This is a genomic window from Rheinheimera faecalis (genome assembly GCF_021290965.1).
In the GTDB taxonomy this organism is placed as follows: Bacteria; Pseudomonadota; Gammaproteobacteria; order Enterobacterales; family Alteromonadaceae; genus Pararheinheimera; species Pararheinheimera faecalis.
This window is the reverse complement of record NZ_JAJOYT010000005.1, coordinates 39575-53299: the sequence shown is the minus strand read 5'-3', so window position 1 is coordinate 53299 and position 13725 is coordinate 39575. Positions and strand designations below refer to the sequence as shown.

General features: G+C 47.1%; 16 protein-coding genes. 1 reads left to right on the top strand and 15 read right to left on the bottom strand.

Annotated elements, in window-relative coordinates:
• Window positions 1–157: 157 nt before the first annotated feature.
• The 15 genes from fliS to flgB all read right to left on the bottom strand — a co-directional run bounded on the left by fliS (window position 158) and on the right by flgB (window position 12830).
• A complete protein-coding gene (gene fliS / locus LSG34_RS10430) occupies window positions 158–547 on the bottom strand; it encodes a flagellar export chaperone FliS (protein ID WP_233009038.1) in 390 nt (129 codons plus the stop codon).
• Between the two features lie 11 nt (window positions 548–558).
• A complete protein-coding gene (gene fliD / locus LSG34_RS10425; protein ID WP_233009037.1) occupies window positions 559–1854 on the bottom strand; it encodes a flagellar filament capping protein FliD in 1296 nt (431 codons plus the stop codon).
• Window positions 1855–1946: 92 nt separating this feature from the next.
• Window positions 1947–2783: a flagellin N-terminal helical domain-containing protein gene (locus LSG34_RS10420; protein WP_233009036.1), complete on the bottom strand. Its 837-nt coding sequence runs from the start codon at window positions 2781–2783 to the stop codon at window positions 1947–1949.
• A gap of 157 nt (window positions 2784–2940) precedes the next feature.
• A complete protein-coding gene (locus LSG34_RS10415; RefSeq protein WP_233009035.1) occupies window positions 2941–3954 on the bottom strand; it encodes a hypothetical protein in 1014 nt (337 codons plus the stop codon).
• Between the two features lie 15 nt (window positions 3955–3969).
• Window positions 3970–4866, bottom strand: coding sequence for a flagellar hook-associated protein FlgL (flgL, locus tag LSG34_RS10410; protein WP_233009034.1), 897 nt, complete (start codon window positions 4864–4866; stop codon window positions 3970–3972).
• Between the two features lie 10 nt (window positions 4867–4876).
• A complete protein-coding gene (flgK, locus tag LSG34_RS10405) occupies window positions 4877–6211 on the bottom strand; it encodes a flagellar hook-associated protein FlgK (protein ID WP_233009033.1) in 1335 nt (444 codons plus the stop codon).
• Window positions 6208–6648, bottom strand: a complete 441-nt coding sequence (locus LSG34_RS10400) for a rod-binding protein (RefSeq protein WP_233009032.1) — start codon at window positions 6646–6648, stop codon at window positions 6208–6210. The genes flgK and LSG34_RS10400 overlap by 4 nt, the downstream gene beginning before the upstream one ends.
• The gene (locus tag LSG34_RS10395) at window positions 6648–7751 is read right to left on the bottom strand and encodes a flagellar basal body P-ring protein FlgI (RefSeq protein ID WP_053422889.1); all 1104 of its coding nucleotides are present in this window, start codon (window positions 7749–7751) and stop codon (window positions 6648–6650) included. Before LSG34_RS10395 ends, LSG34_RS10400 begins: the two co-directional genes overlap by 1 nt.
• An 11-nt stretch (window positions 7752–7762) precedes the next feature.
• The gene (flgH, locus tag LSG34_RS10390) at window positions 7763–8434 is read right to left on the bottom strand and encodes a flagellar basal body L-ring protein FlgH (RefSeq protein ID WP_233009031.1); all 672 of its coding nucleotides are present in this window, start codon (window positions 8432–8434) and stop codon (window positions 7763–7765) included.
• Between the two features lie 10 nt (window positions 8435–8444).
• A complete protein-coding gene (gene flgG, locus LSG34_RS10385) occupies window positions 8445–9230 on the bottom strand; it encodes a flagellar basal-body rod protein FlgG (protein ID WP_233009030.1) in 786 nt (261 codons plus the stop codon).
• A 13-nt stretch (window positions 9231–9243) separates the two neighbouring features.
• Complete coding sequence (locus tag LSG34_RS10380) at window positions 9244–9972, bottom strand: flagellar basal body rod protein FlgF (RefSeq protein ID WP_233009029.1); 729 nt, start codon at window positions 9970–9972, stop codon at window positions 9244–9246.
• Between the two features lie 24 nt (window positions 9973–9996).
• Window positions 9997–11343 (bottom strand): flagellar hook protein FlgE, encoded by a 1347-nt coding sequence (locus LSG34_RS10375; RefSeq protein WP_269822865.1) that lies wholly within the window; start codon window positions 11341–11343, stop codon window positions 9997–9999.
• An 11-nt stretch (window positions 11344–11354) separates the two neighbouring features.
• Entirely contained in the window at window positions 11355–12026 is a 672-nt protein-coding gene (locus tag LSG34_RS10370; protein ID WP_233009028.1) for a flagellar hook assembly protein FlgD, read from the bottom strand.
• Window positions 12027–12036: 10 nt separating this feature from the next.
• A complete protein-coding gene (gene flgC, locus LSG34_RS10365; protein WP_233009027.1) occupies window positions 12037–12453 on the bottom strand; it encodes a flagellar basal body rod protein FlgC in 417 nt (138 codons plus the stop codon).
• A gap of 2 nt (window positions 12454–12455) precedes the next feature.
• A complete protein-coding gene (gene flgB / locus LSG34_RS10360) occupies window positions 12456–12830 on the bottom strand; it encodes a flagellar basal body rod protein FlgB (protein WP_233009026.1) in 375 nt (124 codons plus the stop codon).
• A 78-nt stretch (window positions 12831–12908) separates the two neighbouring features.
• Between flgB and flgA the strand changes: the two genes are divergently transcribed.
• Window positions 12909–13673 carry a flagellar basal body P-ring formation chaperone FlgA gene (gene flgA / locus LSG34_RS10355; RefSeq protein WP_233009025.1) on the top strand — a complete coding sequence of 255 codons (765 nt, stop codon included), beginning with the start codon at window positions 12909–12911 and terminating at the stop codon, window positions 13671–13673.
• The last annotated feature ends 52 nt before the right edge of the window (window positions 13674–13725 follow it).

Here is a 13725-nt window from a genome sequence, read left to right as displayed (position 1 = left end):
AGGAATTAATAAGAGTTCAACTCAGGAGGAGGAAGTAAAACTTCCGCAGGGCGGAACCGGATTAAAAAATAGTTCCTCTTTAGAAATGCAAATTCGGGTTAGAGGCAAATTAAACCGCAGTTTAACTTGCCTCTAACCCGAACCAGATAAAAAGCGACTAGGCCTTGTTCAGTAAACCTTGCCAGCCTTCCTGCAGATTGGTCATCACTTCCCGTACATGCTCAAGTTCAGCCACATTGTTCCTCATACTGGCGCGTAAAATACTGTGGCCACAATGCTGATATAAATTGTGCATATTGGCTGCCACTTCGCCGCCTTTATCCTGATCCAATGAGGCATCCAGACCACCTAGGATTTTTAATAACTTCTCCACACCAGCAGCTTTTTTATCAAATCTTTTGGCCTGAATATGACCTTCAACCCGGGCCAGCTCATCCAAAAAACCATCAAATAACATCAGTACCAGGCTATGAATATCAGCCCCTGAGGCTTTTACATTAACACTGGTATTCTGGTAGGCCTGATAACCCTGAGCAAAATCTAACATAAGCTAACCTCTTAAAACTGCGACATTGAGCTTTCCAGCTGCGCCATAGTCACCTGCATTTGGGTGAACTGAGACAGATAACGTTTGTACACCTGATCCATGGAATAATCATGCCGTTTTTGTTTTTCAGTCACCATATCCAGGCTGGCTTGTAAGGTTTGTTGTTTATCCTTCATCAAGCCTGTACGTTTGGTAAAAGGCTCTATAGAGGCCTGCAAGCCGCTGAACAAACCTGAGTCCCCGACTAACATAGCTTCGATTTTGGCTGGGCTATCCGCTAAAGCTTTTTCCAGCTTTTTGCTGTCGACTGATAAAACGCCATTACGGTCAAACTCAATGCCAACGCTACTTAACGTAGTGCCTTCATAGAGTTTTTGAAAAGACTGACGCATCTGATTGCTGATACTGCGCGCCATAGTGTCTGAGTTTAAACTGGAATCTGAACTGATTTGTTTAATCAGAGCATTGTAACCGTCGACAAACTTTTTCAGTTTTTCTTCCACGGCTTTTGGATCTTGTTCCACTTTAATTTGTACCGGCTGATCTGTGCCCAATTGAGCTTTTTTCAAATCAATAGTGACGCCGGCTATGACATCTTCCAGCTTGTTGCTGGCCGAAGTCACTGTAATGGCATTTTCAGCGCCCACTTTCACTATGGCGTCCTGCGCTGCTTTTAGCTGAGTCGCACCTGTAATAGCGGCACCAATATCAGCACCTGAAGTGTCAGCGCCAGGTACAAAATTCATGCTGATGGCATTGGCCGCACCTGAATCTTTACTAGTTAATACCAGGTAAGATTGAGCACCGCTGCGCACTACAGTCGCCTGGACACCACTGTTATCTTCAGATTTGTTAATCGCATTTGCGAGTTCAGTTAAGCCGGCACCGGGGTTTAAATCGGATAAATCGGATAAATCGATGGAAAAAGACTCGCCTGCCACTGTCAATTGAAACTGGCCATCGGCAGGTAATGTATCAGTGCTGTTAAAAGCCATCGACATCTGATGACTTTGGGCTATCTGCTGCACAAAAATTTCATAATCGCCTGCAACAGCGTCACCACCGACTGACACACCTAACACTGAATCCAGATTGGTTGTGGCCGTGTTTGCTAATAATTCTTTGTCTTTGGTAAAGCTTTTTAGCAGGTCCTGCATACTGCTCAGCGATGTTTCCAGCTTTTTGTAAGAAGAAAGCAAAGTGGAGAACCGGTTCTGCTGCGCTTTTAACACGTTATCTTTGCCAGAGCGTTCAATTTGAGTGTACTGCTGAGCCAGATAGGCGGGATCTATACTGGAGAATGCCATGACGCTTTCCTGCTAAATTCAATTCGGGAAAAACCCCACTAAGCCGAAACTGAGTGGGGCGCGGTTAGAGCTATCCTTAGCTCCGGGCTCGATTAACGTAACAGCTGGCTTACCATCTGAGTGGTGCTGTTAGCTGTGCTCAGTACAGAAATACCTGAGTTCAATAACAGTTGCTGTTTAGTCATGTTAGACGTTTCTTTAGCGAAATCTGCATCCATCAGCTGGTCACGGGCAGTGCCAGTGTTTTCAGTCATGTTAGACAAGTTGTTGATGGTGTGATCCAGACGGTTCATGCTGGCACCCAGCTTAGAACGGGCAGCACCAACGTTAGTCAGTAAACCATCTAATGTAGTGATAGCCGCAGAAGAAGTTGCCTGGTCAGTTAAAGCGCCTGGAGTACCAACAGCAGTAGTTAAAGCAGTCAGTTCTGCAGTAATGTCTACAGCTAAAGTTTCTGCAGTTGATGCGCCAATCTGGAACGTAACAGCAGCAGAGAACTTGCCACCAGCACCTAACAGGTTAGTACCTGAACCGAAAGATGTGTTGCCCAGAATGTTAGTTAATTCAGCAGCCAGAGCAGTGTATTCACCACCTAATGCAGTATATTCAGTTGCAGAGTTAGTACCGTTGGCGCCCTGAGTCGCCAATTCTTTCATACGAAAGACAATGTTGGTCATCTCATCAAAAGCGCCTTCAGCTGTTTGCAGCATAGAGTTAGCGTTGTTGGCGTTGCTAATGGCAGTTTCCTGACCTACCAACTGAGCACTCAGGCGGCTGGCAATTTGTAAACCAGCAGCGTCATCTTTTGCTGAGTTGATACGGAAACCTGTACCTAAACGTTCTAAAGCTACAGACAAACCATCGTTAGTGCGGTTTAACTGGTTACGGATTGTGGTTGCAGCTGCGTTTGATTGAATTGATAAAGCCATTTGAGTTTGCTCCTATGCATGTTGCTCAAAACTATAAAGCGACACCTCAAAGCAGGAACTGAAATTTTTTTTAAAATAATTTTTAAACAGCTCAGATAAAAAAATGGCGCTGAACCGTCACCAGTGCAGCGCCCAACTACAGGAAAGAACTTAACTATCAATCAGATAATGCGAATTCCACTAAGCTGTGGGTGACATTACCTTGCGCCATAATGGCGGATAAAGACGAAGCAGCACCTTGCTGCATTTGTACTTTCAGCTCCTGACTAACAACAGAAACCTGCTGATCAGTTTGCTGAGTATCAGCCATACGCAATGCGTTCAGTTTGGCCACCAGCACCTGACGTTCTGACTGCACTTGTCGTAACATTTGCTGCAGCTTTTGCTGCACCTGATTCAGTTCTGCCTGATAAGCCTGCTGATTTTCCATCTGCTGTGCTTGTTGGGCTAGCACACTCAACTGCCCTTCAGGCTTTTGTAACCGCAACTGCACCGGATTGCCAGCTGCTATACGAATACCTTCGCCCTGCATCTGCCAGGGTTGACTCAATAAATGACTCTGACCTGCAGCTGCACTAAAAACCAGCGCAGGACCTTGTTGTTTTACATCAATCTGATGTTTGGCGAACTCTTGTTGCATCATCGCAAGAGTGGCATCAGCAGACTGCCCTGCGGGGAAACTCAATTGAATTTTTTGCCCATCGGACAAGCCAATAGTCACTAACTCAGGTTGTTTTCGTGGGCTTAATAAATCAATTTTACTATTCAGTTGCCACTGGCTAGGGCCTGAAGGCTGACTGCTTAACTGTAAAGCTGGAGTCAGCGCAGTATTTTTATGCTTTAACTGGGTTTCCAGTTGCTGCAATTGCTGGCTGATTTGCTGTTTCTGACCAGCAGATTGCGGTAATTCCAGCTGCTTTTTTAGCTGCTCCAATTGCTGATACAACTGGCGAATTTGTTGTTCGGCCTGCTGATTTTTTGCTAACTGGCGCGAGACATCAGCGCTGATACTCCAGCGGCTTAAGGTTTCCAGCTGTTGTTGCAAAGAGCCGTTGCGACTTGTGTTAGCCTTTGCCGGTTCTGATTCGACAGCCTGACTTTTAGCAGCTTTGCTCGCTGAATTCAGCGATGCAGTACTACTGGTCAGTTGCTTCAGGCTATCGATTAGCATGGCTTAAATCCCTACTTAAATTTGACTAAACAAGCTCAGCTGTGACACTGAACTGTAAACTTTTAAAGTAGATTCATAAGACGCCAGCGCGTTGTTCATCTCAATATAAGCAGAAGGATAATGCACAGCAGTTAAGTCGTCCCGCAGATTTTCAGTAAACAAAGCGATGTCGGTATTGGTAAATTCCAAGGATTCCAGTGAACTGACAATGCCACCTATTTTAGTGATAGCAGAGGTGGTATCGCCCAGTACAGTACTCAACTTGTCCAACATAGCCCGTGATTCAGTGCCAGCACCACCGGCTGGAGGAGCCTGCAGCAGAGCCACATAATCCTGTAAGTCATTCAGGAAAGTCGCACCTGGCACTAAATCACTGCCGACTATATTGGCGTCGACCAGGGTATTGGATGACACCGCAACTTTACGCACCAAGGCGTCGCCCTGATAAATGTATTGGCCAGTGCCATCTTTCACGAAAGGCTGCTGATCAATTTCACTGCCCGCAAAAAGATAGTTGCCATCGCCGTCTTTGGCATTTAATAAATCTGCGATACCCGGCATTAAAACCGCCAGTTCGTTGGCCATAGCTTTGAGCTCGTCTTCACCATAAGACGCATCAGCTGCTGCTGTGAATAAAGACTGAACGGACAATAGTAAGTTATTAATGCTGCTTAACTGAGTTTCCTGCTGACTTAAGGTGTAAGTCACCAGTTCCATATTTTTGCCGTATTGCTCCAGCGAGGTCAGCTCAGAATCCAGCCGTAACACCAATACGCTGCCCAGCGGGTCGTCCGAAGGTTTGGTGATACGCTGGTTGGTTGCCATCTGCACCGACAGCTGACTGTATTTTTGGCTGCTGGTCTGAATGTTCCGTATCGCTGTATCATGGTACTGGCTGCTGCTTATACGCATTTTATTATCCTCAGAACATCATCATCAGGGTGTCAAACATTTGCCCGGCTGTACTAATCACCTTGGCGTTGGCATCGTATAACTGCTGGTAATACAGCAAATTGGCCGCTTCTTCATCCCTATTCACACCACTGATACTTTCACGAGAGGCTAGCGCTTTATCATTCAACACTTGTGAAGTTTTCACACTGGCCTGCACCTGTTTACTTTGAATAGCCAGCTTACCGATCAGGCCGTCATAACCTGTAGCTACACCTTTCATCGAGTCGATGACATTGACCAGATTGCTGTTATCCCCTTTACCACCAGCTGGGATCCAGCCCCCCATGCCATCATCTACCCGGCCACGGAAAGCAAGTTCGTCCTGGGTCAGATCCGGATTCACCAAAATAGAACCTAATGGATCCGCCGGATTAAAAGTGAATAACGGCTCACCCACATTGCCATTTAAATCAAAACCTTCGGCCAGAGCATCATTGACCTGAGTCGCAATATTGGTGACTAAGTTATTTAATTCAGTGCGGGCCGGGTCCAGTACTTCAGATTTAACCCGCAACAAGCCACCCAAACTACCCCCGGCCGACCCTGAAATCGAAAACTGCTGAGTATTAAAAGTTGAGGTCACTTCAGTGCCAGCCACAGACAAAACGGCTGCCTTGCCAGACATCACCAGCGGTGCACCATTGAGTGCAGAAATAGTCATAGCACCATTGTCTTCCTGCATCACCTCAACCTGCATATAAGCAGATAACCTGTTAATCGCCTGTTCGCGTGTATCCAACAAAGTGGACGCATCCCGGCCCAAGGCCACTTCTTTGCTAATACTCTGATTTAAATCCGCTAATTCCTGCAGCACTGAATTGACGTTTTCGGTTACAGCGTCCAGCTCAAATTCAAGTTTGCGTACCTGACCTGTTAAAGCACCGTCCAGTTGCTGTAAATCCTGCACCATCGCATTGGCAGAAGAAATCACCTGCTGACGATAAGCCGGTGATTCAGGTGCTGATAAAGCAGCGTTAAAAGCGGCGTTTAACTCAGCCACAGCGTCATTCAGGTTCAGCGAATCAGTGCCTAACACTTCTTCTAAATAACCCAGATAATCCTGATAACTTTCGTAATAATTTAAATCGGACTGAGTACGCCAGATATCGGCATTCAGAAAGTTATCCACCACTCGTTCAAACTTGGTGACTTTCACACCGTTAAGCTGACCATCATTGGTTTGCAGTACCACAGTCTGGCGGCTATAACCTTTTACCGTAGCGTTCGATACGTTCTGGCTGACGGCATGTAATCCGGCATTGGCTGCGTTAAGTCCTGAGACTCCATTCGATAACATACTCATTCAGTAGACTCACTCTGACGTACTGGTACCTGAAGCGGCTGAGTTAAAGCCGCGGCACCATAATCCTGATATAGAGATTCAGCGACAGTTTTGGCCTCTGGCTTAAATTTATTTTCAGAATTTTCCGTAGCAGGCGAAAATTGCTGCACTATTTGCTCAGCCAAACCGGTTTTGCTGTTACTGGCCATAGATTGCGCCATCTGACTGTCGTACATATCACGGAACATCACTTGCTGATCGCTGCTGAACATGCCTTCATCACCAGTCAGCGCATCGCTGGCAGAACGCATATTTTTCAGCACCATTTGCAAAAATAAGGTCTCAAACTGTTCTGCTACCTGCTGCAAAGACTCGCTCTCCGACTGGTTTTTACTGATCTGTTGGCCAAACTGTGGGTCAAAAGCCAGTTTCTGGCTCATTGCATCTATTTTCATCATCAGATCACCACCACATCTGCATCCAGAGCACCGGCTTTATCCAGCGCTAATAAAATAGACATCAGCTCTGTCGGAGTTGCTCCAAGGCTGTTCACCGCTTGCACTATGGTGTCGAGCGAGGTGCCTTCAGGCCAGACCATCATATTGGCGTTTTGCTGAGTCACGTCCACACTGCTATTTTGCAACGGTACAGTTTCGCCCTGACTAAATGGCAAAGGCTGACTAGCCCCTTCTTGTTCACTGATAGTAATAGTTAAATTACCATGACTGACTGCTGCACGTTTCACCCGCACTTCGTCGCTAATCACCACTGTGCCTGTTCTGCTGTTAAACACCACACGCGGCCGCTGCGAGCCTTCTTCTACTGTTAAATCCTGCAGCATCGCCATAAAAGTAGTACGGTTGTCGGCGTCCCGTGGCGCGCTGATCACTAATTTTGACCAGTTTTCTGCCCGCGCCACTTTAGGACCAAACATCTCGTTGATCGCAGTCACCACGTTGCGGGCTGTTTTGTAATTTGGTTTTTTCAGGTTCAGCACTAAGTCGCCGTCCTGCTGCAGATTTTCGATACTGCGTTCAATAATGGCACCGCCAGGAATAATGCCGGCTGTAGGTACGTTGACTGTCACCGAAGAGCCGTTTAAGCCTTCAGCTTTGATACCACCAACCACCAGATTACCTTGCGCCAGCGCATAAACTTTGCCATCCACACCCCGTAAAGGCGTTAACATCAAACTGCCGCCATGCAAACTTTTGGCATCGCCCAAAGACATAATGGTCACATCTATGGCCTGGCCTGGACTTGCCATAGGCGGCAGAGTGGCTTGAACGGCCACAGCAGCGACGTTTTTAGATTTAGGCAAAGAAGCTTCATCCAGTTGCACACCAAATTGCTTCAACATATTGTTCAGCGACTGGGCGGCAAATTTGATCTGGGCTTTATCGCCTGAACCGGGTAAACCTACCACTAAACCGTAACCCACCAGTTGGTTATCCCGCACGCCCTGAATATCCACTATATCCAATAATGGGCGTGTAGCTGCCTGAGTCTGTTGACTCAGTAACAATAAAACCACAGGTAAGATCAAACAAAACAAACGCATAAAGTCACCCGTTAAAATAAATTCAGGTAAGAAGAAAACAGCTTGGTGATCCAGCCAGGTTCAGCCGCATCGGCCATACTGCCTTTACCGGCATAGGTAATACGAGCATCTGCAATACGCTGGGAAGAAATACGGTTGGTGACGTCAATGTCATCTGGCCTGACTATGCCTTGCAGACGAATATACTCATCACCCTGATTCAGTTTGATCCACTTCTCGCCACGAATGGTTAAGGAGCCGTTTGGTAAGACTTCAGTGACCCGCACTGTGATAGCGCCACGTAAAAAGTTCTGCTGACTGGCACTGCTTTCACCTTCAAAATCCTGACTATTACGCAGCTGCATGGCTAAATCCGATACATTGGCGTTGCCAAGCAGAGGCACTCCCATGTTGATATTGGTGCTGCGATCCACGGCGCTGTCGGCGCTTTTACTGGATTGAGTCCGCTCGTTCAGCTCTACCGTCAGAATATCACCTACTCTGTAAGCTCTTTTGTCTTCAAATAAAGTGAACATATAAGAGTCAGCATACAAGCTGCCATCACTGGCGGGCTCTGCCTGCTGACTGACCAAAGGATTCGCAGCGCCACGCTCCCAATCGGCATCGTCTGCCAGAGGACTGTCAGGTTTAGAGCTGCAGGCCGCCAGGCTAAACAACACAAACACCAGAAGAAAACGTAGCATAGTCAACCCCTTACATGCTTTGGCTGATAAAGTTCAGCATATCGTCAGCAGCAGTCACCACTTTGGCATTCATTTCGTAAGCGCGCTGTACTGCAATCATATTGACCATTTCATCTACAACGCTGACGTTAGAACCTTCCAGCGTGTATTGCTGCAACTTACCTAAGGCTTCTTCACCTGGTATACCTTCCACCGCTTCACCTGAAGCGGCAGTGGCGCGATATAAATTACCGCCCAGCACTTCCAGGCCAGCCGGATTCACAAAGTTGACTGTTAAAATCTGTCCCAGATCCACTAACTCGTCCTGACCTGCAACTTTTGCCGTGATAGTGCCGTCTGTTCCTATAGTGACTTTGGTCGCATCAGGTGGGATCACGATATTTTGTGCCAGTGGCAAACCATTGCCATTGGTAATTAAACCATCTGAGTTCAGATGAAACTGGCCATTGCGTGAATACAGCAATTCGCCGTCTGTGTTTTCAATCTGAAAAAAGCCCTGACCATCAATGGCCACATCCATCTGGTTGCCTGTGGTTTCAGCACTGCCATCGGTAAAAATCTTCTGAGTGCCATTAACCCGCACACCAGTACCGACCTGAATACCGGACGGCACCTGGTTTAATTCATCTGCTTGTGTCCCTGGCTGACGCTGCACCTGATAAAACAAGTCTTCGAACACCACACGGTCTTTTTTAAAGCCGACTGTATTAACGTTGGCCAGGTTGTTGGAAATGGTGGTCATGCGCATATCCTGCGCTGCTAAACCTGTTTTACTGACCCATAAAGCTGAATTCATGATAATTGTCCTGTTAACCGCTAATCAGTTTGTTGCCGGATACGGCCAGTTCATCTGCTGTTTTCATCATTTTGATGTTCAGCTCAAACTGACGGCTGATATTCATGGTGTTGACCATCTCTTCGACGGCATTAACGTTGGAACCTTCCAATACGCCTGAACGTAAACTGATGTTTTCGGCCTGATCCAAAGGCTCACCGTCTACAGCGCGGAATAAGCCATCAGCGCCTTTCACCATCACTGTATTGTCGGAGTCCACCAGCTTGATGCGTTCTTGTTGTTCAATCACACCACCGCCTACAGGCAGCAGGTTTAAGGTACCGTCAGGGCTGATATCAATGTCGCCAAACTCTGGCAATTGAATAGCGGCAGCGCCACCCATCACAGCAAAACCATTAACAGTCAGCTCACCATTGGCGCCGACCTGCAACTCACCAGAGCGGGTGTAAGCTTCGTTACCATTAGCATCCTGCACTGCAATAAAACCTTTGTCGCTGACTGCTACATCCAGATCGCGGCCGGTTTCCATCATGGCACCGGCTTGCAGATCGGTAGCCACAGGCATTAACTGCGCCTGAAAACGGGTGCGGTAACCTTCGCCTGTGATTTGCAGCGATTTGGCTTGCTCCATGTCGGCTTTAAAACCAACGGTATTGACGTTCGCCAGGTTGTTCGCCGTGATACGAAGCGCGGTTTGAGCAAGCTCAGCTCCAGATACTGCGGTGTGGATCAAACGTTCCATAACCTAATCCTTAAAAGTCAGTTCTTACACAGCGTTAAACAGCACTTGCATCATTTCATCTGCAGTACTGATAGTTTTGGCGTTAGCTTGGTAACTTTGCTGGAACGACATCAAATCAACCAGCTGCTTGCTGATATCGACGTTCGAGCCCATATAAGAACCCGCTAAAATGGCGCCAAAACTGCCTTCAGAAGGAGTTCCAATCAAAGCTTCGCCAGACTTTTGGCTGGCATACCAGGTGGTGTTATTGGCGGTTTCTAAACCTTGTGGATTTGCAAAGTTTGCCAAAGCAATCTGGCCTTGTAGTTTCACTTCACCGTTAGAGAAGGTTGCGTAAACGCCACCATCTTCAGCCACAGCGACACCACTGAATTCACCTGAGGTATAACCGTCTGCTTTGTTTTCATACAAACCAAAAGCAGAACCAAACTGGGTACTTTTGACTAGGTCCAGCTTGATATTCATCGCCTCTGCGCCGTTAGCTGGTGCGAAAGAAAAATTCAGTTCACGTTTATTAGCAGGGTCGGTCACGTTGTTATCTAAAGGCGGAGTCGATCCGTCCAAAGGCATTAATTGTCCTTTGCCATCAAAAGTCATCCGGGCGACATAGGCTGTATCCAGATTACCTTCGCTGTCTTTGGCTACAATTTCATTGGTACCAGCAGCAAGACCAAAAGCCGTAGCGTCCAGTGGTTTCCCATCCATGTAGTAGGTTACATCCCATTGATTCGCGCCGGCATGGTTAAAATACTGGGTCAAAGTATGGCTGTTACCTAAAGAGTCAAACACTTCGCTGGACTGTGAGTAGCTAAAAGCAGTACCATCTTTTGGGTCAAACGGAGTAATTACTGCAGGTGGAGCGACCTGAGCAGGCAATGGAATTACATCACTACCCGAATTCAGGTTCAGTGAGAAATTAATGTTTGTTGATGCTTTAGCCGGAATATTACCTGCTTCAATTTTCAGATCAGTTAACAAACCCGGAACTAAATTGCCTTGTTCATCAATACCATAACCCTGCAATTTATCGCCATTGTTGGTGATGATGCTGCGGTCACTGCCATCCATTTTAAACTGACCTGCCTGGGTGTACGCCAGACGACCATTTTCAGAGATAATAAAAAAACCTTTGCCGGTAATGGCTAAATCCAGGCTTTGGCCAGTACCCACCAAATTGCCGGCTTTTTCAAAGTTTTCGCTGGTTGCAGATACATTGACGCCGCTGCGCTGGCCACCACTGTATAAAGCAGAAAACTCAGTACTGGTGGTTTTGTAGCCTGCAGTACCGGCGTTAGCGATATTATTTGATGTCACTTCCAGTGCTTTTTGGGTCGAACTTAAGCCACTCAGGCCAATACTAAACATCGACATTATGCGGTTCCTTAACTCTGAGTTGTTTTAGACAACTGGTTGATATCAAAAAGGTAATGATTACCTAAGCCGTTAACCTGCAGAATGATGTCATCCGGGCCAGTGCCGACAGACACCCGTTCTACTTCATTGGTCAGGTAGGTCGGTACTTGTTGTTTGGTGGTATTGAGCTGCACTTCAGCCTGTATGCTGTAAGCACCAGCCTCTTGTTCAGGGAAAGCAAAACGCACTGTGCCTATGGCCGGGTTTTCCAGCGTAATTTCGTCAGCCAAAGTGCCTTTACTGTCATATAAACGCACGACTACTCTGTCGACTTTGGCCCCTAGGTTAAGAGCGCCTTCGACTTTATCTGCTTGTTCCAGCGACACCGTATCGGCTTTTACATCGACTTTCTGACCGACCAGGCTGGTCGCTTCCATCGCTTGCATGCTTTGCATGTATTTGATTTGCTGGCCGGACTGGATATTGAGGTTTTCTAAACTTTCCACGCTGCTAAATTCCGCAAGCTGGCTGACATACTCTGTGCCATCCATAGGATTCAGCGGGTTTTGATTACTGATTTGTGCCACCAGCAATTCCAGAAACATGCTGGATAAACCAGCCGCATCGGTTTTGCCATTGCTGGCAATTTGATCACTGGATGTGGTGTTACGTACCGGTGAATTGTTATCCACAGCTGACATGGTCAACTCCTTATTGGCCCAGCTTCAGCAAACTTTGCTGCATGCTGGAGACTCGGTTCATCACTTCCACAGAGGTCTGGAAAGCGCGGGAAGCAGACATCATGTCAGCCATTTCAGCCACAGGATTCACGTTGGAATAAAACACCATGCCATCTGCATTGGCGATAGGACTATTCGGTTCATACCGCTGCTCTACAGTACGGTCTGATTTCACCACACCTAGGGTTTGTACCTGAGCAGACATGGATCTGTTATCAAAGTCCTGAGTGTACAAAGCAGAAAAAACCGGCTTGGTGGCGCGGTAGGCTTCAGCCTCACTGGAGGCTGCGGTGTCTGCATTGGCTAAATTAGAAGCTACTGTGTCCAGCCGCATCACCTGAGCGCGCATCGCACTGCCGCCTATGTCATAAATAGCGGAAAAAGACATGCTTATTCTCCCTTAATGGCTTTATGCAAGCCGTTAATTTTCATATTCAGAAAGGTCAGGCTGGTTTGAAAATCCATACTGTTGGCGGCGAAATTGGCCTGCTCTACGCTGAGTTCAGCTGTGTTGCCATCGGCTGACGGTTGAAAAGGCATACGGTATTTCAGTTCGTCACGCACATCAGATGCATTCATGCTGGCGCCATAAGAGCTGGTTAAATCCGACTCAATATTTTGCAGAATGCTTTGATAATCCAGATCCCGTGCTTTAAAACCCGGCGTGTCGACATTGGCCAGATTGCCTGAGATAATCTCGGCTCTGTCGAGGCGAAGTTGCAGTGAAAACGGATGTACACCTAAAGCTTTGTTAAAAAATTCCATCTGAGTACTCTGTGAATGCAGCAGTAGTGGTGATGGAGGTACAAGCTTTATGCCATCATTAAAAGGCCATATAATTTAATGACTTACACTAAAAGCAACGCAAATCCAGCCTTCAGGGCGGAAGTCCTGCTTCCGCTACGGAAGTGGTTAATTTTCCTCCTGTTGTGTTTTCCGGTTGCTACTTTTGCCAATGCGCAGCTGGAACAGCAGATCCGATCTCATATCAGTGCCGAAGTACAAAATTTTGCCCGCCAGCTTGGCGCAAAAGGCCCAATTAAGCAGGAACTGGAGCTCACTTTACCCGGTGGATTAGACAAACAAGGTCGCTGCAGCAAACTGGACATCAGTCGCAGCAATAGCCAGAAAGCACCATGGGGGCGGGTTAGTTACAGTTTAAATTGCAAAGACAAAACCAGCTGGCAAAGCAGGGCCACAGCAAAAGTCCGGGTCTGGCTGCCTGTGGTAGTTGCGAATCAGGCTATTCAAAAAGACGAACTCTTAACGGAAGCTATGTTGGGTACCCGCCTGACCGAATTGACCCAGTCCAAACTCAGTATCGAATTAAAACCTCAAGCTTTAGTCGGCATGCAAACCAAACGCCGGATCCAGGCCGGGCAAGTGATCAGCCGCCATCTGCTGGAACACAAACTGCTGGTGGAAAAAGGCAGCCATGTACTGATTCGGGTGCAAACACAAGGTTTTGAAGCCAGTACCAAAGGAGTCGCTTTAGAGGATGGTCAGTTAGGCCAGCGGATTAAAGTGCAGAATATAAGCTCTGGCACTGTGCTCGAAGCCGATGTAGTGGCTGAAGCGACAGTGCAAAGTATTTTTAAATCTCATTAAAGTTTCTGCACTAAGCTGTCGCTTAACAAAGATAGCAGCAGAATTTCGGATC